Raw genomic sequence first — 23,664 nt, forward strand, 5'->3', positions numbered from 1 at the left:
GTTTATGTGAATAAAAATAGCTGTATGTGCAGTTGTTTTGTTGTAAATATATAGGCTGTTTGTACCATGTGCAAGCAGCCTTCTTTTTATGTTCACTGAGGTAAGAGCGAGCGCTTGAGTCTATGTTTGTCTTTTTTGTAGAACATAATCTATTAGCCTTAAAAGAAGTTAATTTTTTTTCATTTTGCCTTGTGTTAACTGTAAACACTGGTTAAGTGTCAAATATTCAGGTTGTTTTTCGTCAGGTAAAAACATCGTTTCATCCCGAAAAATTTGATTTTTGTCATATCTTTTCTAAATTCGGTGAGTTTTGCGATGACGAAAATCATATTTTTTAATCAAAAGCAACGCTTATGATTCATAAGGAAAGAGTCCTAAAGGCACTGAACCACGAACAACCGGATAGAGTGCCATTTTTTTATTGGGACGTACCCGAATTTGGTGTTAAGTTGATGAAACACCTGGGATTTCAGAATCGTGATGAGTTATTGGAATATCTGGATGTCGACTTTCGTTGGGTGGAACCAGATTATGTAGGTAAGAATCTAATTGGGGATGATGGTCTGACAAAGACCGATATATGGGGAGTTGGTTATTCAAGAGTGAAAAATGGGGACTTTGAGTATTGGGAGGCCACAAATTTTCCTTTGGAAGGATTAACAGAACCAACCGCATTGGACGATTTTGAGTGGCCTACAACTAATTTATTCGATTTTGAATCGCTACCAAACAAGATTGAGAAGTATAAGGATTACGCTGTTATGACTGCTCCTGGCTACTCATCGCCGGGTTTGTTTCGTATTATTCAGCGTTTATTAGGGCGCGAAGCCTTCTTGGATGTGATGCTGTATCACCCAAAATTCTTCGATGCTTTAGTAAACAAAGTAAGAACATTCTATCTCGATTTTATTCAAAAGTTTTTCGACAACGCCAATGGTGGTGTTGATTTTATCAGAATTGCTGACGACTTCGGTAGTCAGTCTGGTTTGGCTATAAGTAACGATATCTGGGAGCAGTATTGTAAGCCAACCATTGATGCTTTCACAAGTGTGCCAAAATCACAAGGAGTGAAATTTTATATGCACTCGTGTGGAGGTGTTCGTAAGTTATTGCCTGAGTTTATCAGTTTGGGAGCTGATGTGCTTGACCCTATTCAAACCCGAGCCGACGGTATGGAACCCAACGGTTTGAAAGAGGATTTTGGTAATTACATTACATTTAGTGGTGCTCTTGACGAAGAGTTATTGCTTAGGCAAGGAACCCCACAACAGGTAAAAGATGGTGTAAAGCAATTGCTTGATTCGATGGCGCCTAAAGGAGGATTTATATTAGGACCATCGCACAAGTTAAAAGTTGAAACACCTGTTGAAAATGTGGTAGCTATGTATGAAGCTGCCAAAGAATGGAAATATTAGTCATTGAACAATCGCATTACAACGAACCTTGCTTATTTAATAAGCAAGGTTTTTTTATGTCTTGGAATTTCCTTGTTATACCAAATGTATAACAAAATGATTGATAAAGCATTTTGCTTATTACATAGGTTAATGCCGAAACAGAATCACAGATTGATTTTTTATCAATCGTTTTGATTCGATATCGGTATTAACAAGAGAATGTTTATCTTTGCGCCCGCTAATTTAAAATCCTTAACGATCGCCGAATGGCGATTAAATCCCTTTTAATATTCAATTTATATGTGCAACCCTTTGTGCTTGTACGTTGGTGTTGTATAATTTTTAAAATAATAATACATGGTGTTTCTTAAAGAACTAACACAAGGTTCTAGCCTTAAAAATGAATTACTTTCCGGTATTACTGTGGCCATTGCTCTTGTTCCTGAAGCGATTGCTTTCTCTTTTATAGCAGGTGTCGATCCGCTTATTGGGCTTTATGCCGCTTGTATCATGGGCTTCTTTACTTCCCTATTGGGTGGTCGTCCTGGAATGATATCTGGTGCTACCGGAGCCATTGCTGTTGTAGTTGCAGCTACCGTACATGAGTATGGTGAGGCTTATTTATATCCAACAATAATTTTAGGTGGTATTATGCAATTGGCTGTAGGTGCCTTGCGCCTTGGTAAGTTCATTCGTTTAGTACCTCATTCAGTAATGCTTGGATTCGTTAATGGTTTAGCCATTGTTATCTTCGCATCTCAGTTTCCAATGTTTGGTAGCGAGGCCAGTGGCGTATTTGCTTATTATAATGGATCACAGCTTTATGTTTTGTCAGGCTTGGTTGCCCTAACTATTGGCATCATGGTATTTTTGCCTCGTTTTACCAAAGCTATTCCTTCCGCATTGGTAGCTATACTTGTTGTTGCAGCTATTTCCTTTCTGCCAAGTGTTGATACACCCACGGTTATGAATCTTTTGAAAGGTAAATCAATGCAAGGAGGATTACCGTCTATATTTACCGACTATCCGGCTGATTTGTTTAGCATGGCTACATTGAAAATTATCTTTTTGCCTGCTTTAAGTGTGGCAGGAGTAGGGCTAATCGAGAGTCTTTTAACCTTGACTATTATTGATGAGCGTACCGATACACGAGGAAGTGGCAACCGTGAGAGTATGGCCCAGGGTGTTGCTAACTGTATTTCGGGTGTGTTTGGTAGTATGGGCGGTTGTGCCATGATTGGTCAGAGTATGATTAACATTAACTCTGGTGCTCGTGGTCGTTTGTCTGGTTTGGTAGCTGCGCTTACCTTGTTGGCTTTCATCATGTTTTTATCTCCTGTTATTGAGCAAATACCTGTTGCAGCCTTAATTGGTGTGATGTTTATGGTGGCATATGGTACGTTTGAATGGTCGAGTATTAAGAATTTTAAGAAAACGCCGCTGGCTGATTTCCTTATTATGGTTATTGTTGCTGTGGTAACTGTTGTTTTTCACAACCTGGCATTGGCTGTGGCAATTGGAGTTGTTTTATCAGCTCTTTCGTTTGCCTGGGATCACGCTATTGGTATTCATGCCCGTATTCGCACCGATGAGAATGGCGTTAAGCACTATGATATTCATGGTCCTCTTTTCTTTGGCTCAACAGCAACATTTGCTGAATTATTTAACCCTAAGGAGGATGAGGATAAAATCATCGTTGACTTTGAAAGTAGCCGTGTAGTTGATCAAAGTGGTATTGAGGCAATTCGTAAGCTGAATGATAAGTATCAGGAGTTAAATAAACAAATTGCCTTTGTTAATTTATCACAAGGTTGTAGAGACATTTTGGCGACTGCTAAAATTGATATCTCCATTAATCCTGATAAACGTAAGTTTATGGTGGTTTACGATGCTTAGGCATCATCACTATTTCAAATAATAGCACACAAAAAGAGCTAGTGGAATAATTCTTCACTAGCTCTTTTGGCATTTATATCTAATAGATGACTAAGGCAATGTTATGGTCGCGGTCTATTGGGGGTTTGTTCCATTTGCGACAAGATGGTAACTGGTGTCATGTAAACATCCGATTTAAAGCTTTTGTATTCTTCGCAAGCATCTGAATCGTGTAAAACATACGATGCCCAGTGGTATAGCTGGTGGCCAAAGCCTGCTGCTATGGTTAAACTATCGGTGTAATGCTCAACTTTCTTCTTACCCTTATACGATAAATACTGAAAGCCGCGTTCCATTACACCGGTCATGCGTCTACTCTCGTAGTCGCGTATGTGCATCAGCTCATGTGCAAATAAACCTACTCTGGCTTCTGTAGGTACATCTTTTAAATGTACACCTTTAAACGTTTCGTTTTTATTAACCAAAATTACGTAGCGCCTATTTTTCTTACCCATTAGTAGGGACAGAAAATGAGGGCGAGCTGCCATGGTGGTTTTAAGCTTTTTGTTTTTTATTTTGATGCGGCAGTTGTGTAAATCGGCAAATTCCTGATACGGAATCATAAAGTCATTAAGATACTCTGCGTTGAACGTGGTATCAACCTTTAAGCTTCCAATTTTATTATACCTTTTAACTTTACTGCCAACAGTATTTTGTGCAGTTACTATCGATGAAATAACGATACCTGTTACTAATCCAACCCAATCTTTCAACACCATACGAACAAGCTTTTGATTACTATTTATGTAATTCGATGCCGAAATGTTACAAAATTGATGTTAAAAATTGTAAAGCATATGGTCGATGATATTATTGTATTTAACTATAATGTAGATTGGGCGATGGTAAATACAGGATTAACCCGATTAGCACTTTGCTTATAGAAGTGCAAAAGTTAATTGGGACAAGTATCTCTAATGTTCTTATTATTAGCGTAGTGTGATGTTGGGTGTGTATTTGTGTTTTGTCAACTGTGAAAAGTGGATTTATCACAGGTGATAAAATGAAAAGTGACCTGTTACAAATTGATTTTACACCTGTGACAAATCGGTTTGTTATTCATGACAAAATAAAAAGACCCGTATGAAATAATACGAGTCTTGATTTATGATAAGTATTGCGATGCCTGTTAAGTAGATATCTAACTCATTTGCATCGAGTGTAATTTGTTGTAAATACCATTTTTAGCCACTAGCTCATCGTGTGTACCTGTTTCTACAATTTCACCTTCGTTAAACACGCAAATCATATCGGCATTACGCACCGTTGATAAGCGGTGAGCAATAACAAGGGAGGTGCGGTTTTTCATTAGGTTTTCTAAAGCATCCTGCACCAATCGCTCCGATTCGGTATCCAAGGCCGATGTAGCTTCATCTAATATTAATATTGGAGGGTTTTTAAGAATGGCTCGAGCAATGCTTAAGCGTTGACGCTGACCACCCGAAAGCTTACTGCCTCGGTCACCAATGGCGGTTTGATAACCATCTTCGGTAGCTGTAATAAAGTCATGTGCATTGGCTACTTTAGCAGCATGTAATACCTCTTCTTCAGTGGCATTATCCACACCAAAAGTAATGTTGTTGTATATGGTATCGTTAAATAGAATGGCTTCCTGATTAACATTACCCATTAACTCACGTAAATCGTATAGTTTAAGGTCTTTAATATTCACATCATCAATGTAAATGCCACCCTCTTGAACATCGTAAAAACGGGGTAGGAGGTCAACAAAAGTTGTTTTTCCACTACCTGATTGACCTACCAGTGCTATGGTTTTACCTTGCGGAATGGTCAGGCTCACATTGTTTAATACCTTTTTATCCTCGTAAGCAAAGCTAATGTTGCGGTACTCAACCTTGTTATTAAAGGTTTTCATTGCTTGCGAGCCATCGTGTTCCTTAATGTCCAGATTGGCACTTAATACTTCATCGATGCGTTCGTAAGCTGCCATACCTTTTTGTATGCTGTAGGCTGCTTGGGAAAATGCTTTTGCCGGGTTGATAATTTGGTAGAACATACCCAGATACATCAGGAATGTCGCCATATCAAGCGAGCTATCTTTATTCAGAATAAGAGAGCCACCATACCAAACGATAATTACAAATACGATGGTTCCTAAAAACTCACTGGTTGGGTGGGCAAGGTGTCTTCGCCTTTGCAGCTTATTCATTGTGCGGCGGTAGCTTTCTACTTCGTTGTTGAAGCGATTGTCCATGCGTTTCTCAGCATTAAAGGCTTTAATTATTCTAAGGCCTGATAAAGATTCTTCAATAATGCCCAGGATATGCCCTAGTTTGGTTTGCCCCTCGCGCGATGTCTTTTTTAAGCTTTTGCCAATTCTACCGATGATGAAACCAGCTATTGGTAACACAACTAAAACAAATAGGGTGAGTTCAAAACTAACCACAAACATCGACGATAATACAACGATTATAATGATTGGATTCTTTAAAAACATATCGAGCGATGACATAACTGAAGCCTCAACTTCCTGAACATCGGCAGTGGAGCGTGCCATCATATCGCCTTTACGTTCGTTACTGTAAAAGCCCAATGGTAGCTCAATCATTTTATTGTAAATGGTTGTACGTATGTCGCGTGTAACACCATTGCGAATGCCAACCATGGTGTAGGAGGCTAAGTATGCAAATCCTGTTTTAAGCATGGTGGCAACTATGCCAAAGAAACCAAGATAAAGTAAAGTTGCTCCGGGCCCGTATTGCTGCTTTACAAGAGTGATGTAGTAATAGATGTTATTAAATATGGTGTCTTTATCGAAAGCCCACGCCATTAAGCTGGTTACTTCTTTGTCATCTTCCAATATAACTTGCAACATGGGAATCATTGCTGCCATTGAAAAGACAATAAACAATGCTCCTAATAAGTTGAATAGAAAAGTTAATACAAGTTTGGTTTTATAAGGGGGGAGATAGATGCGTAATACCTTGAAAAAATCTTTCATTCGTGAGTTTTTGTGTTGTGTGTAATACGACAGTTATCTGCTTGCTTACACGTATGACCAATCGTTTTGCTTGAATACAAAACGGGCAGTAAAAGTATGCTTTTACTGCCCGAATCACAAATAGGACTTGTGTTATTATATCTTAAAAACGCCCGTGTATGAGTGCGGAGTTAAGGCTCTCATCTCTTCTTTTACTTCTTCTGAAACGTTTAGTGTTTCAATAAAAGCAGCCATTGTTTTGGCATTAATTTCGTCGTTGGTACGTGTTAACTCTTTTAGCGCTTCGTAAGGATTTGGATAACCCTCGCGACGCAAGATGGTTTGAACACCTTCAGCAACAACAGCCCAGTTATCTTCCAAATCTCTTACAATTGCTTTTTCGTTCAATAGCAATTTACCTAATCCTTTTGCCAATGAGCGGATAGAAATAACAGAGTGAGCAATAGGTACACCAATGTTACGCAATACTGTTGAATCTGTTAAGTCGCGTTGTAAACGAGATACTGGTAGTTTCTCGGCCAAGTGTGAGAAAATAGCGTTTGCAACACCCAGGTTACCTTCTGCATTTTCAAAATCAATTGGGTTTACTTTGTGAGGCATGGCGCTTGATCCTACTTCACCCTTCTTAATCTTCTGCTTAAAGTACTCCATCATAATGTACGTCCAGAAATCGCGAGATAAATCCAATAGGATAACGTTGATTCGCTTGAAGTTATCAAACGAAGCAGCCATGTTATCGTAGTTAGAAATTTGTGTGGTTACTTGTTCGCGATCTAACTTTAGTGTGTTGTTCACAAAGTTATTGCCAAAGTCAACCCAGTCGATTGATGGGTAAGCAGCATTGTGAGCATTAAAGTTACCGGTTGCACCACCAAACTTAGCTGAACATGGTATGCCCTTTAATAAGGCCAATTGCTTGTTTAAGCGCTCAACGAATACCTTCATCTCTTTCCCTAAACGGGTTGGAGAGGCTGGCTGTCCGTGAGTTTTCGCAAGCATTGGAATGTCTTTCCACTCTTCAGAAAGTCTGTTTAAGGTTTGAATCAGCTCTTCTAAAAGTGGGTAATAAATATCGTGCACCGCATCGCGTAAGGAATAAGGTACAGCTGTGTTGTTAATATCTTGTGATGTTAAGCCAAAGTGAATAAACTCTTTGTACTCTTCCAGCTTAAGTGCATCAAATTTTTCTTTAATAAAATACTCAACAGCTTTTACATCATGGTTGGTTACCGACTCAATTTCTTTAATTCGGTCAGCATCTTCCAACTCAAAGTTTTTATAAACTTTGCGTAGGTCTTCATAAAGTGCTTTGTCAAAGTTGGCCAATTGTGGTAAAGGCTGCTCACAAAGAGCTATAAAATACTCTATTTCAACAAGGACACGATAGCGGATTAAAGCGTACTCCGAAAAATACAAAGCTAGTCCATCTACTTTGTTTCTATATCTTCCGTCAATCGGAGATATGGCAGTCAATAATTGAATATCCATCATTTTTAAAATTTGATTTTTTGGCAGTGCAAAAGTAGTAATTTTTAAGCGAAAAGATTAGTTTTAAGCATCTAGTATTTAATTCAACGTTTAAACTACATCATGCGTACTTTACTGCAGTAGTTCAATTAATGAATTTTGCCTAAAGTCAGAAAATAAACACAGAAATGCCAATGAATAATCGTCAAGGGTTCCAATTGGGACTTAAAACCTATGCTCAATCCACCTCTTTTATATTCAGAAATAAGTTGGCCTGGTATTTCCTATTCCCAGTATTGTTTAATGTTGTTTTATTTGTGGCCGGCTTTTATTCTGTTTCATCCCTTAGTAACGAATTAATTGTTTCGCTTAGTGAGTGGGTTAATATCGATTCGTGGGATTTTTGGGGATCGGGCTTTGTTGTAACACTTATTAAAGGCTTTGTATGGGTGGTGCTTCGCATTATGTTTTTTATCATCTATGCCTACATTGGAGGATATGTTATTTTAATTTTAATGTCACCTGTATTCGCATTTCTTTCTGAGGCTACAGAGCGTATTTTAACCGGTAAAGATCAGGCTTTTAGTTTTAGTCAGCTTTTTAAAGATGTTGTGAGGGGCATGCTATTGGCTATTCGGAACTTGAGCATGGAGCTGTTTTTTACGCTGGGGCTGTTTATACTTAGTTTTGTGCCATTAATTGGCTACCTCACGCCCCTAGCATTGTTTATTGTATCAGCCTATTTTTACGGATTTTCATTTTTGGATTACACCTTCGAGCGTCGTCGTTTTAAAATAGATGTGAGTATCAATTTTATGAGGCGTAACAGGGGACTTGCCATAGGTAATGGATTTGTTTTTTCGCTGGTGCTATTGATTCCTTATGTTGGCGTGATGATTGCAGGATTTGTTTCCATTGTTTCGGTAGTAGCAGCAACTATGGCCGCATGTGCATGTATTGATAAAGATAATACCTGATAAAAAACGTCTGAATCAATGATATAATTCACTATTTGTAGTGATTTCTTTATCATTTATCCTGTCTAGCTTTGTAGCATCAATTAGTTTCTTTAACCACAATTTATACAAAGTAAGGATGATATCTAAAAAGATGGCAATTCTTGGAGGCGGTAACCTAGGGTCTTCAATTGCAAAAGGGCTTGTTAAAAGCGGCTTAATGATGCCAGATCAAATTACGATTACAAATCTTGAGTTGGAGCTTATTCAGCACCTGAAAGACGAGGATGGTTTTAATATTACAACAGATAATAACAGTGCTATTAGTGGTGCTGATATTGTAATTATTGCTGTTAAGCCTACTGTAGCTCGTGGCTTGCTAAACCAAGTAAAGGATGCACTTACATCAGGTAATCATGTTGTAATATCGGTGATATCGGGTATTAAAATATTTGATTTAGAGGAGATTTTGGGTGATATGCCTGTTATTCGTGCCATGCCAAATACGGCCATTGCCATTCAGGAATCTATGACCGCTTTATCGTTTAACGAAAAAGGGCTAGCATACAAAGAGGAAGTGGTGAACATCTTTGACCAACTGGGTTCAACGATGGTAATTCCGGAAGCTCAAATGCCAGCGGCAACCGTTTTGGCATCTTGCGGAATTGCTTTTGCTCTGCGTTTTTTAAGAGCTGCTTCACAAGGGGGGATAGAGATTGGTTTTTCATCAAAAGTATCATTAGATGTGGCTGCACAAATAATGAAAGGGGCTTCCAAGTTAATTATTGAAAATGAGTCGCACCCTGAGCCGGAGATTGATAAGGTGACCACACCTTTGGGTGTAACCATTAAGTCTTTGAATAAAATGGAGCACGAGGGTTTTAGCTCATCATTGATTCAAGGTGTAGTAGCCGGATATAACAAAATTCTTGAGACAGAATCATAATTCTGCAATAGCAAGTTGTATGGTGGTGTATTCAATTACAGATTCTATGCTTCAGCAGAATAAAAGCAAAAAAATAAGCCTCCTCAGAAATGGGGAGGCTTATTCAAACCAAAACTATCTCAAACTAATACAAAACTATTTCATTACTGGTTCCCTTCTTGGGCATGCTGGTAGTTTAACCTCCTTGTTATCGTCTTCGTAGCATGCTTCCATGCAGTCCTTAGGATCGCAACAGGTATGGCATACTCTCTTGTAAGCTGCATAACTGCTTAACTCAACACCCATTGATAAGAAATCGTCTTTAACAGGCTCTTCGTTCATTAAGTCAGTACTTAAGTATTTTTTGTTATCGTCGGCAAAAATAGTTACTACCACTGCATCAGGGCCTAACTCTTCTTGAATTTTCAGAGCGCCTAAAAAGTTGGCTCCACTTGAAATGCCAACACCTAAGCCTAATTCAGCACTTAGTTTTTGTGCCATTATAATAGAGTCGCCATCATCAACACTTATGATGTCATCTAGCTCACCTAATTTTACAATCGATGGAATAAATTCATCAGAAATACCCTGAATACGATGTTTACCAACTTTGTAACCAGTGGTCATTGTTGGTGAATTCGACGGTTCCAATGGGTGAATCTTAATGCCGGGTACTTGTTCTTGTAGATATTTGCCAACACCCATTACGGTTCCACCTGTTCCTACACCTGCTACAAAAGCATCGGGTTGCAGGTTTCTGAATTTTAATTGCCAATATAATTCAGGGCCTGTAGTTGTATAATGTGCTTCGCAATTGTCATAATTCGAAAACTGGCGAGGTAAAAAAGTGGCATCTCCATCAGCAGCCAATTGATTGGCCATTTCAATACTTCCTAAAAAACCGCCTTCCTCGGGAGTTACTAATCGAATGTTAGCACCAAAACTCTTAATAAGGTTTTTACGCTCCTGGCTCATCCAGTTAGGCATAAATATCGTTACGGGATGACCCATGGCACGTCCAACACCAGAGAATGCAATACCTGTGTTGCCACTGGTTGCTTCAATAATACGATCACCTTCTTTTAAATTGCCATTTTCGTAGGCTTTATTTAAAATATGATACGCCATACGATCCTTAATGCTGCCTGTTAAGTTTAAAAACTCAGCTTTTGCATATATTTTTCGGATGCTTCCCTTGTACTTAAACTCAATGGCCAAAAGAGGCGTGTTGCCAATTAAGGTTGATAAACCTTGCATGCGCTTGTTTTGCTTTTCATTCATGGTGTAAGTGCTTTAATCGAGTATATGCTTTTGATTTGTAACTCTCCTTTAAGACACTTATACAGCGGATTAGGGTGACATGGTTACGATAAATTTTAATTTTATTCTTATGATTTGTTATATGTGCTTGATATATAAGTATGTAAACATATGCATGTGTGCGCTCCGATATTGATGACGAAAGAAAAAAAGCACCCATTTTAATCGTTAACGACTAAAGATGAGTGCTTTTAATTCAACAAGTTTCCCGAATTACATTCTACGCTGGTGATGTTTGTTTATTTTGTGTTTGTCAAATATGAGTTTTTGCTCATCGCTTAGTTCGCTTCTCAATTCCTGCTGGTGCTCATTTTTTAGTTTTGCAATTTTTAGCTTTAATTCTGCTTGTTGGTCAATGTTTTTATCAACCTTTTTCAAATCAATAGACTTTCCGCTTGTGAGTGTTTTAAGCTGAGCTTTTAATTCATTTAGTTGGTTATTTAGTGGCTGTTGTTCTTTCATCAGCTCAAAATGGGCTGTTTTAAATTGTTCTTTTAGCGCATCGGAAAGCATTGCTCTTTCGTTATTTCCCCTGCCGCCATGGTAGCCTTGTCCTTTTTGGCCTTGTCCTTTGCGTTTCATTTGTCTTATACCCGGGTGTTGTGCTTGACCTTTCATTCCCTGGTTTCCTTTGTGTCCCTTGCGCTTGTTAATTTTGTTGTCGAAAGCAAGTACCTGCTCATCGTTTAACTGCGCTTTTATTGCCTGTTGGTGACGAACGTGTTTTTTATCAAGCGATGTTTTTATTTTATTTATTTCTTCTATTACTTTTGATAAGGCCTTGTTATCAATGGGCTCACTTGTTTCAAGGGTTGTTTTTTTTGCAAATAACTCACCAAGCTTGTTCTTGTCGCCTTGTATGTCCATCAAGTAATTAGTCCTTTCGGCTTTTAAGGTTTCCTTTTGTTCGTCACTCATGTTGTCAAACCAAGGGGCAGATGTTCTGCACTTGTCTGTGTTGTTGTATTTATTCCTTGATTGATGTCTTTGGGCTGTTATACTGATAGTTGCTATCAATAGTACTGCCATTGTTAAATAATATCTGTTTTTCATTGTTCTGTTTTTTTTATTCACAATAGGGTATACGTTTCCCAATTTAGCAAGCGCGCATTTGCTAAGTGAAAGATTATTAATAATATGAATATTTTATTTGTGTCTGTTGCCTCTGAAGCGTTTTGATTTTGTAGAGGGCATCATACGCGAGCGAAACATCTTATCAAACATTTGGCGTTGCTCATCGGTGTTGCATTTGCCTCTAACGTTTTTAAAGTGATAATAATTAGCCTGGTCAATATCCCTTTGCTTCAGGGATATCAAGTCAAGAATATTATTGACTTCAATGCTGTCATTATTATTGCTAAACGTTTGATCCATTAATAAATGGCGTAAGCTGTCAATTTCTTGTTGTGCTATGTGCATGCCTTCGAAATGGACTTTCATCAGTTTGTATATATCTTCAAACTGATCGTTGTTAATACCCGCATCTTCCATAAGGTGTTTGCGAATGCGTTCTTTATGGTTCTGACTACCTTGGCTTTTGGAGGTTCTTGACCTATTTCGTTCTCTGCCATTGTCATTCAGAAACCATACACCAACTACAACAATATTGCCAAGTAGGAAGAGTCCTAGTATAATCCAGCATAATTTACAATTATTCTTCATCTTGTATACTTGTTTGATTGTTGGCTAAAAAGGTGTTACTGTCATCATATTCATACCAATTGCTTTTTGAGTTCGACTCATACATTGTTGTCCACTCTGTGTTATTTGTTGTACTTGTTTGAGATGACAACAGTATAAATACGTTGGTGCTGAATATTAATAGGGCAATTGCTGCTGCTACCTGAAATGTCAATTTTAAATAGCGCAATTGAGGTTTGTTATTTTCAATTTCGTTAACCTGCATCATCACTTTGTCAACAAAGCCATTTGATGGTTCGTAACTGATCGGCATTGATTCTTTAATCAATTGGTCGATATCTCTTATGTGTTTTATTTCTTTTTTCATCTGTATTGTTTTTGTCAGATGGATATATCTTAACAGGCTTTTGTTCAATTTGTTTGACGATGTTTAAAATATTTTCCTGCGTTAAAAAACTGTTTCTTTTTTAGTTTGTAGCAGATCCCTTAATTTGCGTTTAGCTCTCACTAGTAATGATTCAATGGAGCCAATGCTTGTGTTCATAGTATCTGCTACTTCTTGCTGGCTTAGTTCTTTTATTTGAGAAAGAATTAAGGCCTCTTTTTGTCTTTTGGGTAAGGTGTCAATTGCACTGTATAGCAATTGCATTCTCTCGTTTTCTTCAATTTGATCACTGGCCAACTGACTATTGCTTACCTGCAATTGTTCTATGTTCGCCTGGTCAATGGAGGTAACTTTACCGCTTCCTCTTTTAAGTCGCTTTTGTTGTCTTATGTAATCGAGCGACTTATTAACCGACAAGCGATATAGCCAGGTGCTTAAAGATGCTTCTTTTCTAAATCCATGCAGTGAACGGTACATTTCAATAAACACTTCCTGGGCTATGTCTTCAGCATCATGACTGTTGTTGACAAATGATAAGCAAATATGGATGACTTTTTTGTGATGCATCTCCACCAATTGGCGATAAGCACTTGTCTCTCCATTATTAATTTTATCTATTAATTCTTTTTCGCTAATCATTTATCTTGCTCTTCAACTTAATAGACGACACTTAAAGTTTGTTCCTGTGAAAAACGGAAAGTTTTTTATTTAATTATGTGTTTTTGATTGGCTAATTGTTAGTAAGATAGGTAGATGGTCGCTTATGCCACCAACGTAACGAGGTCCTGCATAGGTGCGTTTGGGTTTGTATCCGCTGTGTGTTGCATCCTTTTCAAGCAAATGAGGTAAAGAGCATACTTGATAAGTGAATTCGTTATCTTGATTTTCGAGCCAGTGCTTTGAAATAACTATGTGATCAATTAATGTCCATACGCCTTTATACTTGTATGATCCGCCTACTTTATCTGTTAATTTTATATTTGGTTTTGAACTTGATTCGAGCTGAGCTTGCTTGATTAATAATTGGAGAGAAGGAGAGTTGTATTCATTGTTAAAATCGCCCATGGCTATTATTTTGGGCTGGTGTTCTGTTTGTTTGATTGAGTCTATTTTTGCGATGATTAGATGGGCCACAGCTTTGCGTTTTTCTTCAGATGCCAAACTGCCACCTCGCTTGGATGGCCAGTGGTTAATTATTAAATGTATAGTGTCTTTGGCAATAATTCCTTTAAGATATAGAGCATCACGTGTGAAAAAGCCCTGTTTGTTGTTTGATAAATGAATAGGGGAGGATTCTATCAAATCAAATCGACCTTTTCTGTAGAGAAAAGCTACGTCAATGCCTCTTTTATCAGGAGAATCGAAATGAACGTATCGGTAATTAAGGCTAGCTAACCCTGTTTGATAGACTAGCTGTTTTAGTACATATTCGTTTTCAATTTCGCAGAGGCCTATTAAATCAGGTGCTTCCCATTGGTTACATGTTAGTATTGTTTTGCTGATGCCTTTAATCTTTTGGTGCATCCTGTAAGGTGTCCAATTCTTTTCTCCATCGGGCAAAAACTCCTCATCTCTAGTGAGTGAATCGTTTTGACAATCAAACAGGTTTTCCACATTGTAAAATAATACGGAGTAAGCATTATTTGATTGACAGCATGGTTTTAATAAAGGAATATAGATTAAAAAAGAAAGTGCAAAAAGAAGTTTCATTACTCTTTTTCAAGTCGTTCGTACGCACCTAAGTCAGGACCTTCGTCTTGTAAGCGATTATTGCCTAGTAGGTCAAAAGGGAATGGTTCTGCTAATTCGAAACTGCCAATGTCTTTAGCTACAGATAAGGTATCTAACTGATAATTGTAATCTTGATAACTTATAAATGATGGATCTTCATTTTTAATCACATTAATGAATTTGGATGGATCGGAAATGTCAAAATCATCAGAGACTTTTATTATGGCATTATTAAATAGGTAATTAGCATCAATTTCAGGTGTTTCAGGATTAGTGAATTTAAAATCGAATCCAACCTCAGAATAGGCGCTGCCGTATATAATACAATTGTTAAAATCTGCCTTTTTCAACGGGACGATTTGTTCTTTGTCATTTTTATCAACGTAGTAGTTATTTAGGAAAACTGCAGGTTTACTCCTAAATGTCCAATCAAAATAATTGGCAAAGGTACAATGCGAAAAGGTATAGCTTCCTCCGACAGTAAGTGCGACTGAGCTATTGCCACAATCGCCAAATACACTGTTGTTAACACTAATGTTTGATGTTTGAGCCAAGAGGCCAAAAGTACTGATGTGTTCTATTTTAGTATTTTGTATTTTAACAGTTTCTTCTTTTAATCCAACTGAATCGGCCAGTATTCCCATCATGCCGTTTTTGATAATACAGTGGTTAAACGATGACGCTCCAGAACCGGGAAGTAAATGAATGTATCCCCACTGGCCAGGTTTGTCTTGATACCATTCCTCTTGTCTGTGCCCCGCGAAAACAACTGGTTCTTCAGCACTGCCATTAACATTTAAAGTGCCGAGTACCAACATGCTGGCATCTTTGTAAAAATATAATTTAGCCCCTGCATCGATGTTGACTGTTTCGGTCGAATCAACCACTATGTAGTCATAAATCAAATATGGTTTTTCGTTGGTTAATGTTTGACTTTTTAACCATTCCTTACGCATTAGAACAACGTCCTGACCATAGGCAATTAACTGAACGGTTTGTTGCCTGTCTTTGGTTCTAAAAAATATGGAATCGGTTACAACAAAAGGCTTGTTAGTACCACTAGGGTCAACAGTTACTTCAACAAAAATATATAAACTGTCTTTGGCTCTTACATGTATTTCTTGCGCTTGACTTTCTGAGTAACCATTAATGTTTAAGCGGAAATCGGAATTATCGCCTCCAGCCAATTCAATTGACTCAATCGACATGTCTTCATCGTAGGGATTGTATACTCTAAAGTTTTTGGTTGTTGAGCCTATCGAGCTAAAAATGGTGTCGAACATTATGGTGTCTGTTGAAAAGGACAAACCTTCTTCACCTCCTCTGTACATGAACTCTCGTTCACATGCCAGTAGAGATAAAGTGCAAGCAATTAATAATATGCAGCGATTAATCCAATTCATTCTACACTTTCAATTAAATAAAAACCTAATCAGAGCCAAGAGATCTAGCCGTTTTGTAAGTAAATTAGATTGCAAAGTAACGAAACTTAGACGAAAAATCAATACATTTTTTTACAAATGAAGCATCTAATTTCACAAAAATTAACCTTTAAAGTTGGTAAATCTCTTGCTGTAATTAACGAACTAAACTATTATTTATTTTCCTGTTGCGAACAATTAAATATCGAATTTTACTAATTTGCCGAAAAAAATATTTTATGGAAAACCCACAATCTCGCCCATATACCTTCGATCGTGTTGTTCGAATGATTTTATCAGCTGTTGTGTTTGGAGCTATTTTATATTTGGTTCATACTTTACGTAATGTCTTAGGCCCGTTTATAATAGCTGTTTTTATTGCTTATTTATTAGATCCGGTAGTTAGTTTTGTACAACACAAACTCTATGTTAAACATAGAGGTGCTTCTGTATTAATTACTGTATTGTTTGTAGGTTTTATTATTACCCTGATATTAGTGTATTTGGTACCCACATTTATACAGGAGATGAATAGAATGGTGCAGTTGATTAGAGCGTATATGAATTCGGTTGACGTTAGGGGCGCCTTACCTTTTGAGTTAGAGAAATCTATAAAGGAAGTGATTCGTGAAACTGAGTTAGATTCATATTTGAACTTAGAGAACATATATGAAACCATGAAAAAGCTCCTGCCAGGATTTTGGAATTTGTTTTCAGGATCTATGCGCGTGTTGGGTGGTTTTGTTGGTGTGTTGGTTGTAGTTTTGTATACCATATTTATTTTAATGGATTTTCGTAAAATGGGGCGTTTGTGGTTAGGGATTATACCTGTACAATACCGCGATATGTCATCTGAAGTATTAGATGATTTAGGGCATTCGATGGATTTGTATTTTAGGTCTCAAGGGTTAATTGCATTGATAGTTGGTGTTTTGTTGGCAATAGGCTTTAAGATTATAGGTTTGCCAATGGCAATTATAATAGGCTTATTTATTGGAGCCCTTAATATAGTGCCATATCTTCAGTTGGTAGGTATTTTACCTGCTATGTTGCTGGCCTTGCTGAAGGCTATGGAATCGCAACAAAGTTTTTGGCATGTTGCTCTTTTAGTTTTGGTTGTGTTAGCTGTAGTTCAGTTAATACAAGAAACAATTTTAGTGCCACGAATTATGGGAAAAGCTTACGGTATGAACCCGGCTATCGTCTTATTGGCTTTATCGATATGGGGAAGCTTAATGGGGATAATTGGTATGTTACTTGCCTTGCCTTTTACATCTGTTCTAGCGTCGTATTACAAACGATTTGTATTGCATGAGAGTGTTGATGACTCAGAAGAATCGTCAAATTCGGAAGAAGTTGATATTTGATAAAAAAGACTAATCGAAAGGAAAAGAAAGAAGAAAGCTGTATTTAAATGTTATTTAATAGGAATATAAAATCAAAATGATAAATTTGTGAAAGATTTTTAAAACACAAAGTTATGGCAATAAATATTGAAAATGTTGTTGGGCAATTTAAAATAGAAGGCACTTTTAGTGAGGCTAATATTTTTGGTGACGGCTTAATTAATACAACCTATAAGGTAAAAACCGCTGAGGATAATCAAGCTAATTACTTACTACAAATAATTAATCATCACATTTTTAAAAATGTACCTGAATTAACAAAAAACATTCAGCGAGTTACTGATCATTTGCGTGAAAAACTTAATGCCATTCCAGGAAGTGATTTAGAGCGTCAGGTATTAACTCCTATTGATACTTTGGATGGAAGTGGTTTTGTACTTGATCAGGATGGTAATTACTGGCGTATGTTTTTGTTTATTGAAAATGCACGTTCATATAATCAGTTGTCAAATGCCAATCAAGCCTACGTAGGCGGAAAAGCTTTTGGTCAATTTCAAAGTCGTTTAGCTGACTTGCCAGGCGAACCTTTGTATCCTGTATTGCCCGATTTTCATAACACCGAAATGCGTATTTTAAATTTTATTGAACGTGTAAAGCAAAATCCGGTTGGAAGATTGGAGTCGGTTCAAGAAGAGGTTGACTTCTTAATGGAGCGTTCGGAGGAGTTTAAAAAAGTTGTTCAAATGGGTCGCGAAGGAATAATACCAGAGCGCATTGTGCATCAGGATACTAAATTCAATAATGTTTTGCTTGATGAGAAGGATGATATCTTGTGTGTGATTGATTTAGATACTGTGATGCCAGGTTTTGTTTGTTATGATATTGGTGATGCAATACGTAATGGTGCTAATACAGGCCTTGAAGATGATCGTGATCTTGATAATGTAAGCATGAATATTGAATTATTCGAAGGGTTTATCAAAGGTTTTCTTGAAGAAACAAAGGAGGTATTAACACCTGCCGAAATTAACACTTTGGCTTTTGGTGCTAAGTTATTGACTTATGAGCAAGCTGTTCGTTTCTTGGATGATTATATTGATGGAGATAACTACTATAAAGTCAATGCTCCTGATCACAACTTAGTGCGTACGCGTGCTCAGATTAAATTGTTAAAAAGCATGGAAGAGCAATTTGACCAAATGGAAGCGATTGTGAAAAAATATGCTGCGAACTAAAAAATAAGAGGCAGTAACAAATACAAAAGCCGAATAAGATTTTCTTATTCGGCTTTTGTATTTCGTTTAACTGTTAATGAATAATAGTGTTGTAATAAACAGTTTTTTATAAATTAATATTTAAACCTACCAGGTATAGTCCTCCCATTTGATCGGCAAAGCCAAACTGTCGGTTATTTGAATTAAACAAATTACGAGCATTGACAAAGATTGAATTGTCCTTGTAAATTTTGTAGGACACTTTTGCATTCACAGTAGTGTTGGCTTTTATGTCAGCAACTCCACTTCCTGTATAGTTAGGATCAAGCTGTGAGCTGAAATAGTCGTACTGTGAGTGTGCATAATCATGCTCATATACCTGACTTGAGTAATAGTTTAAGCTAGCAAATACGGTTAGTTTTTTAGTTGGTACATAGTTGGCTATAAAACCACCATAAAAGCTTGGCGTTTGTTCGTGCTTTTGATCAATAGTTTCGTATACTGGGTTTTCAAATATTGGCCCTCCAGGGAATGAATCATCTGGCACTAGTAGCATTGGTGTTACTTTCTTTTGCAGATTTTTCAGTTCGGTGCTTTGAACAGTCGCGAATGCTTTGAAATATATTTTTGAACTAGGCTGGTACAAAATATTAGCTGTGGCACCTAATTGATAGGCTTCAACTGAAGCATTATCATATTGATAAATCACATGTACGTATGGTTGCTCAGCAGATGGAGCTGTTACCGTAGGTTCAAATGTTGGAAAATCTTTTGTTATCGAGTAGAATGTCTCAATGTCGATTTGAACCTTTTTAGATAGCTGTCCTCGGTAGCCAATTTCAAAAACATTACTTGTTGGTAATTTCATGTTGTCTTTTCCTAAGTACTGAAGGTAGGCAGAACCTGGGTTTGTATTTCCTTCACTGTAATTGGCATATGAATCAACCATTACCGGGCCTCTGTTAGCTTTAGAGAATGAAGCACGTATTAGATTTGCCTCGTTGGGTTTGTAGGTTCCAATTAATTGGTATGTAAAATACGAGTCGTCTGGTTTGTTATAATGATCCATTCTGGCAGCAGCAATTAGTCTCAGCTTTTCGCTGGCTTTAAAGTCTCCGCGTAGAAAGTAAGCAAAATTGGATAGAACCGATTCCCCATTTAAATAGCCAGATCCTGATTTGTCAACTGGAACGTAGGGGGTATCATCGTACACAATGTGCTGATAGCTAACTCCTGGTCGTAGCGTTAAATTTTTATATGTGTAATCATACTCCGTAACGATATCGATGTTTTGATGATCGTATTTTGAAGCAGTTCCACTTCCTGTATATATATCCTGTGTGCCAAATGCACCAGAAACCTGAATGCTCAAATCGTGAATGTTTGAAATAGTATTAAAATACATTGATTCAGACTCGCGTGTAGTTAATGGTGTTTTTGACCCTTCCATAAACACGGTTTGAGCAGTTGAATTTTGAACACCGGCAGATAAGTTGAAATTTACTTTTTTAGATGCTTGGTAATCTATCCAAGCGTTAACGCCATATCTGTCTTTGGCTAATGAGGTGTTAGAGAAAGTTGGATCGTTCGGATTCGTTGGGTTACCGTTTACGTAATCAACTAGTCCTGTATAAGGAACGTATTGTCCAGATGTCCAGTTGTAATAGTCTTCGGTAAAACGATCTCGCTGTTCAAAGTTAGCACTAACCCTAGTTTTTAGTTTGTTGTCAGCCAGTGAATTGCTGATAGCAATATCGCCAATTTTTGTAGATGCATTGCCGAATTGCAGATTACCATCTACACTAATGGTTTTATCGCCAGCCTTTTTTGTGATGATGTTGACTACTCCATTAACAGCATTAGGTCCATAGAGTGCCGTTGAAGCACCACGAATAACTTCAATACGCTCCACATCTGTGATGCTAACTGGTAGTGCTTCCCAAAAAGTTCCTCCATTCATATTGTTAAAAACCTTGCGGCCATCAACCATAATCAGTGACATGGAATTTTCAGAAAAGAAAGTGAAGTTACCTGACGGCAAGTTGTCATTACCACGTATGTGAATGTCGTAGTTGCCGTTTGACTCTTCGCGTACGATGAAGCCTGGTACCAAACGAAATGCTTCTTCGATGGTGGTTGCTCCTGAATTAATAATTTCTTCTTTCGTAATAATAGATGATGAAAGTGGCGCATCAAAGCTGCTCTCGGCTTTCTTTGAAACTGCCACAATTTCAATGTTCATTAAGTCATCAAGTGACATGTTAAAATAGTCAATGGTATCCCCATCCACCGACTGAGCGTTTGCGTTTGACACACCAAACACTATTGCTATAAGCATAGCAATCCCGATTCTACAATTCATAAATATAGTTTGATAGATTAATTACTTTCCTTTAGCGATCGCTAAAGCATTCCCAATGTTTTATTTGTTTTAGCTTGATTTAAGCTCAATGAAGTCTTTGTTCTTACAATCCTCTCGTTTTTACACACGCTCAGGTGTGCCAGCACAGATCTCTTTCGCATCATTCCCACTTCTTGTTTTTACTATCCCCTTTTTTGATTTTCATTGGTTTATGAAATCATGGTGTGTTACGGTATGTCTTTGTAATAGTTACAATATTTTATAAAAAAGAGTTGTACATCTTATTCAAATATTCAATTGCTGTTTTTTGTGGGATTAATTTAATAATGCCTTGGGAATGGGGCTTGTGTGTTAACTTATTGCGTATTTTTGTATGTTAAAATTAGTCGATGGCAAATATTTTACTTGTTACCCCTCCATTTACCCAGCTAAATACGCCTTACCCAGCTACGGCCTATCTTAAAGGGTTCTTTAATACGCTTAACGTTTCATCCGCACAAGCAGATATCGGGATTGAAGTAATAAATAAACTATTCTCAAAAAATGTGCTTCTTCAGATGTTTAACGAGGTAGCATCTTTGGATGAGTTAAGTGAAAATGCAAAACGTATTTATCAGTTAAAGCAAGAGTACATTGATTGTGTTGATCGGGTTGTTGCCTTTTTGCAACACCCTAGCATGATTGAAGCACATTGTATTTGTGATGGAATGTTGTTACCTGAAGCTTCACGCTTTAATAGTCTGTCTGAGGGCGAAGACGCATTTGGAACTATGGGTTTGATGGATAAGGCCAAGCATTATTGTACACTTTTCCTAGAGGATTTATCAGACTTTATAATAGAAGCTGTAGACGAAGATTTTGGTTTTAGTCGCTATGCCGAAAGGTTAGGGCGTTCGGCATCGAGTTTTGATGGTATTGATAGTAAACTCAAGCAGCCACTTTCATTCATTGAAAAACTATTGGTGGATGAATTGTCTGCTTTAATGAAAATTCATCAGTCAAAACTACTTTGCTTGTCCATTCCTTTCCCTGGAAACCTATTGGGCGCATTGCGTATTGGCCAATGGATAAAATGTCATTACCCATCTGTTTTTGTGTCCATGGGAGGTGGCTTTGTTAATACGGAATTGCGTAGCTTAAAAGATGTTCGCTTATTCAATTATTGTGACTTTCTTACCTTGGATGATGGGGAGAGGCCTCTACAGTGTCTATGGGAGTTTATTAATGGATCTCGACCACTTGATAGGCTAAAGCGCACATTGCTGAAAAAGGATAATGCTGTGGAGTATATTGATAATGCTCAAGAAGAAGATGTGAGGCAAGATGATTTGGGAGTTCCAGATTATTCAGACGTCAATTGGGATAAATACTTATCGGTATTGGAAATGGCCAATCCTATGTTTCGCTTGTGGTCAGATGGTCGTTGGGTAAAATTAACCTTGGCTCACGGGTGTTATTGGGGTAAGTGTACTTTTTGCGATGGGTCTCTTGATTATATTCAGCGCTACGAGCCAGCAAAAATATCTAAAGTTGTTGATCGAATTGAATCCATTATCGATCAAACTGGCTTGCATGGTTTTCACTTTGTTGATGAGGCAGCACCACCAGCCCTATTAAAAGCATTAGCGATAGAAATTATTCGACGTCGCTTATCAATTGTTTGGTGGACTAACATCCGTTTTGAAAAGAGTTTTACACCAGATTTGTGTCATTTGTTAAAACTGAGTGGTTGTATTGCTATTGCTGGTGGTTTAGAAGTTGCATCTCCTCGTGTTTTAAAATTAATTAATAAAGGGGTTGATATCGAGCAGGTAAGTAATACGGCCGCCAACCTGAGTAGTGCTGGTATAATGGTGCATGCCTACCTCATGTATGGTTTTCCATCTCAAACCATGCAAGAAACAGTGGATTCGCTGGAGGTCGTAAGGCAATTATTTGAGTTGGGCATTGTCAATTCAGGTTTCTGGCACCAGTTTGCTTTAACTGCTCATAGTCCTGTGGGTTTAAATCCAAAGGATTATGGCGTGAGTATTACGGGTGGTTTAGATGGAGATTTTGCGAATAATGATTTAGAATTTACCGATTCAGAAACAACTAAGCAATACAAATTTAGCGATGGTTTAAAAAAGGCTGTTTATAACTACATGCATGGTTTAGGCTTTGAATATCCTCTTTCTTTTTGGTTTGACTTTAAACTCCCTGCTACCACTATTGACAAGCACCATATTGAGGATCTTTTATCAGAATCGACCGTATTGAAAGGAAATAGCAGTTTACTGTTTATGGCAAAGCTGCCGACTTTAATTAAGTATGAGAAAAGAAAAGGCAAGAAACTAGTCTGCATGCTAGAGCTTCAGTTTAATAGTGTAAAGTCTCAGGTAATAATAAGAGTGAAGCCTGCTTTGGGGCGGTGGTTGGATACGATTCTGAAAAAAATGACTATTGAAAATGAGCACTTTTTAACTTTGGATGAGTTTCAGGATGAATATGAAAAACAGCAATTGGGAGATTTCTCGAAGTTTATAAATAGCTACACTTTTTCGCAGCTTAAAGAAGCTGGTTTGTTAGTATTGTAATTGCTAGCTTATTTTTTTTAGGATGG

The 23,664-nt window shown here is 37.5% G+C and carries 18 protein-coding genes; 7 read left to right on the forward strand and 11 right to left on the reverse strand.

All coding sequences use genetic code 11. The features are described 5' to 3' along the window. Positions 1–353: 353 nt before the first annotated feature. Positions 354–1,415 carry a uroporphyrinogen decarboxylase family protein gene (locus FNN09_RS15565; RefSeq protein WP_143303299.1) on the forward strand — a complete coding sequence of 354 codons (1,062 nt, stop codon included), beginning with the start codon at positions 354–356 and terminating at the stop codon, positions 1,413–1,415. Between the two features lie 339 nt (positions 1,416–1,754). Continuing rightward, a complete protein-coding gene (locus FNN09_RS15570; RefSeq protein ID WP_143303300.1) occupies positions 1,755–3,293 on the forward strand; it encodes a SulP family inorganic anion transporter in 1,539 nt (512 codons plus the stop codon). A 101-nt stretch (positions 3,294–3,394) separates the two neighbouring features. Here FNN09_RS15570 and FNN09_RS15575 read toward each other — a convergent pair whose 3' ends face one another. The 3 genes from FNN09_RS15575 to purB all read right to left on the reverse strand — a co-directional run bounded on the left by FNN09_RS15575 (position 3,395) and on the right by purB (position 7,782). After that, positions 3,395–4,051: a hypothetical protein gene (locus FNN09_RS15575; RefSeq protein WP_143303301.1), complete on the reverse strand. Its 657-nt coding sequence runs from the start codon at positions 4,049–4,051 to the stop codon at positions 3,395–3,397. Between the two features lie 422 nt (positions 4,052–4,473). Continuing rightward, complete coding sequence (locus FNN09_RS15580; protein ID WP_143303302.1) at positions 4,474–6,294, reverse strand: ABC transporter ATP-binding protein; 1,821 nt, start codon at positions 6,292–6,294, stop codon at positions 4,474–4,476. A gap of 135 nt (positions 6,295–6,429) precedes the next feature. Continuing rightward, a complete protein-coding gene (purB, locus tag FNN09_RS15585) occupies positions 6,430–7,782 on the reverse strand; it encodes an adenylosuccinate lyase (protein WP_255434141.1) in 1,353 nt (450 codons plus the stop codon). Between the two features lie 173 nt (positions 7,783–7,955). Between purB and FNN09_RS15590 the strand changes: the two genes are divergently transcribed. Next, the gene (locus tag FNN09_RS15590) at positions 7,956–8,738 is read left to right on the forward strand and encodes an EI24 domain-containing protein (protein WP_185969037.1); all 783 of its coding nucleotides are present in this window, start codon (positions 7,956–7,958) and stop codon (positions 8,736–8,738) included. A gap of 133 nt (positions 8,739–8,871) precedes the next feature. After that, entirely contained in the window at positions 8,872–9,663 is a 792-nt protein-coding gene (gene proC, locus FNN09_RS15595; protein ID WP_221932517.1) for a pyrroline-5-carboxylate reductase, read from the forward strand. Between the two features lie 135 nt (positions 9,664–9,798). On the opposite strand, the gene FNN09_RS15600 is transcribed toward proC, so the two are convergent. The 7 genes from FNN09_RS15600 to FNN09_RS15630 form a co-directional block, all read right to left on the reverse strand. Further along, positions 9,799–10,923, reverse strand: a complete 1,125-nt coding sequence (locus tag FNN09_RS15600; RefSeq protein WP_143303306.1) for a PLP-dependent cysteine synthase family protein — start codon at positions 10,921–10,923, stop codon at positions 9,799–9,801. A 252-nt stretch (positions 10,924–11,175) separates the two neighbouring features. Continuing rightward, positions 11,176–12,015 (reverse strand): Spy/CpxP family protein refolding chaperone, encoded by an 840-nt coding sequence (locus FNN09_RS15605; protein ID WP_143303307.1) that lies wholly within the window; start codon positions 12,013–12,015, stop codon positions 11,176–11,178. 93 nt (positions 12,016–12,108) lie between these two features. Next, positions 12,109–12,624, reverse strand: coding sequence for a hypothetical protein (locus FNN09_RS15610; protein ID WP_143303308.1), 516 nt, complete (start codon positions 12,622–12,624; stop codon positions 12,109–12,111). After that, positions 12,614–12,970 (reverse strand): hypothetical protein, encoded by a 357-nt coding sequence (locus FNN09_RS15615; protein ID WP_143303309.1) that lies wholly within the window; start codon positions 12,968–12,970, stop codon positions 12,614–12,616. Before FNN09_RS15615 ends, FNN09_RS15610 begins: the two co-directional genes overlap by 11 nt. Before the next feature lie 81 nt (positions 12,971–13,051). Continuing rightward, complete coding sequence (locus tag FNN09_RS15620; RefSeq protein ID WP_143303310.1) at positions 13,052–13,627, reverse strand: RNA polymerase sigma factor; 576 nt, start codon at positions 13,625–13,627, stop codon at positions 13,052–13,054. A 69-nt stretch (positions 13,628–13,696) separates the two neighbouring features. Continuing rightward, on the reverse strand, positions 13,697–14,698 hold the full coding sequence (locus tag FNN09_RS15625) for an endonuclease/exonuclease/phosphatase family protein (RefSeq protein ID WP_143303311.1): 1,002 nt from the start codon (positions 14,696–14,698) through the stop codon (positions 13,697–13,699). After that, positions 14,698–16,122: a hypothetical protein gene (locus tag FNN09_RS15630; protein WP_143303312.1), complete on the reverse strand. Its 1,425-nt coding sequence runs from the start codon at positions 16,120–16,122 to the stop codon at positions 14,698–14,700. The genes FNN09_RS15625 and FNN09_RS15630 overlap by 1 nt, the downstream gene beginning before the upstream one ends. 257 nt (positions 16,123–16,379) lie before the next feature. Between FNN09_RS15630 and FNN09_RS15635 the strand changes: the two genes are divergently transcribed. Together FNN09_RS15635 and FNN09_RS15640 are read left to right on the forward strand one after the other, a co-directional pair. Beyond that, entirely contained in the window at positions 16,380–17,507 is a 1,128-nt protein-coding gene (locus tag FNN09_RS15635; protein WP_143303313.1) for an AI-2E family transporter, read from the forward strand. A gap of 113 nt (positions 17,508–17,620) precedes the next feature. Continuing rightward, on the forward strand, positions 17,621–18,721 hold the full coding sequence (locus FNN09_RS15640) for a phosphotransferase enzyme family protein (RefSeq protein WP_143303314.1): 1,101 nt from the start codon (positions 17,621–17,623) through the stop codon (positions 18,719–18,721). Positions 18,722–18,827: 106 nt separating this feature from the next. Here FNN09_RS15640 and FNN09_RS15645 read toward each other — a convergent pair whose 3' ends face one another. Next, a complete protein-coding gene (locus FNN09_RS15645) occupies positions 18,828–21,062 on the reverse strand; it encodes a TonB-dependent siderophore receptor (protein WP_143303315.1) in 2,235 nt (744 codons plus the stop codon). Between the two features lie 389 nt (positions 21,063–21,451). Between FNN09_RS15645 and FNN09_RS15650 the strand changes: the two genes are divergently transcribed. Beyond that, positions 21,452–23,638: a radical SAM protein gene (locus FNN09_RS15650; protein ID WP_143303316.1), complete on the forward strand. Its 2,187-nt coding sequence runs from the start codon at positions 21,452–21,454 to the stop codon at positions 23,636–23,638. Positions 23,639–23,664: the final 26 nt, after the last annotated feature.

The sequence above is a fragment of the Carboxylicivirga sp. M1479 genome, from assembly GCF_007097485.1.
GTDB lineage: Bacteria > Bacteroidota > Bacteroidia > Bacteroidales > Marinilabiliaceae > Carboxylicivirga.

Bases quoted from the DNA above. Each gene is read 5' to 3' on its own strand.
- FNN09_RS15620 (WP_143303310.1), bottom strand. From the start codon at position 13,627: ATGATTAGCGAAAAAGAATTAATAGATAAAATTAATAATGGAGAGACA.
- FNN09_RS15590 (WP_185969037.1), top strand. From the start codon at position 7,956: ATGAATAATCGTCAAGGGTTCCAATTGGGACTTAAAACCTATGCTCAA.
- FNN09_RS15615 (WP_143303309.1), bottom strand. From the start codon at position 12,970: ATGAAAAAAGAAATAAAACACATAAGAGATATCGACCAATTGATTAAA.
- FNN09_RS15635 (WP_143303313.1), top strand. From the start codon at position 16,380: ATGGAAAACCCACAATCTCGCCCATATACCTTCGATCGTGTTGTTCGA.
- FNN09_RS15650 (WP_143303316.1), top strand. From the start codon at position 21,452: ATGGCAAATATTTTACTTGTTACCCCTCCATTTACCCAGCTAAATACG.
- FNN09_RS15605 (WP_143303307.1), bottom strand. From the start codon at position 12,015: ATGAAAAACAGATATTATTTAACAATGGCAGTACTATTGATAGCAACT.
- FNN09_RS15625 (WP_143303311.1), bottom strand. From the start codon at position 14,698: ATGAAACTTCTTTTTGCACTTTCTTTTTTAATCTATATTCCTTTATTA.
- FNN09_RS15640 (WP_143303314.1), top strand. From the start codon at position 17,621: ATGGCAATAAATATTGAAAATGTTGTTGGGCAATTTAAAATAGAAGGC.
- proC (WP_221932517.1), top strand. From the start codon at position 8,872: ATGGCAATTCTTGGAGGCGGTAACCTAGGGTCTTCAATTGCAAAAGGG.
- FNN09_RS15580 (WP_143303302.1), bottom strand. From the start codon at position 6,294: ATGAAAGATTTTTTCAAGGTATTACGCATCTATCTCCCCCCTTATAAA.
- FNN09_RS15630 (WP_143303312.1), bottom strand. From the start codon at position 16,122: ATGAATTGGATTAATCGCTGCATATTATTAATTGCTTGCACTTTATCT.
- FNN09_RS15645 (WP_143303315.1), bottom strand. From the start codon at position 21,062: ATGAATTGTAGAATCGGGATTGCTATGCTTATAGCAATAGTGTTTGGT.
- FNN09_RS15610 (WP_143303308.1), bottom strand. From the start codon at position 12,624: ATGAAGAATAATTGTAAATTATGCTGGATTATACTAGGACTCTTCCTA.
- FNN09_RS15600 (WP_143303306.1), bottom strand. From the start codon at position 10,923: ATGAATGAAAAGCAAAACAAGCGCATGCAAGGTTTATCAACCTTAATT.
- purB (WP_255434141.1), bottom strand. From the start codon at position 7,782: ATGGATATTCAATTATTGACTGCCATATCTCCGATTGACGGAAGATAT.
- FNN09_RS15575 (WP_143303301.1), bottom strand. From the start codon at position 4,051: ATGGTGTTGAAAGATTGGGTTGGATTAGTAACAGGTATCGTTATTTCA.
- FNN09_RS15570 (WP_143303300.1), top strand. From the start codon at position 1,755: ATGGTGTTTCTTAAAGAACTAACACAAGGTTCTAGCCTTAAAAATGAA.
- FNN09_RS15565 (WP_143303299.1), top strand. From the start codon at position 354: ATGATTCATAAGGAAAGAGTCCTAAAGGCACTGAACCACGAACAACCG.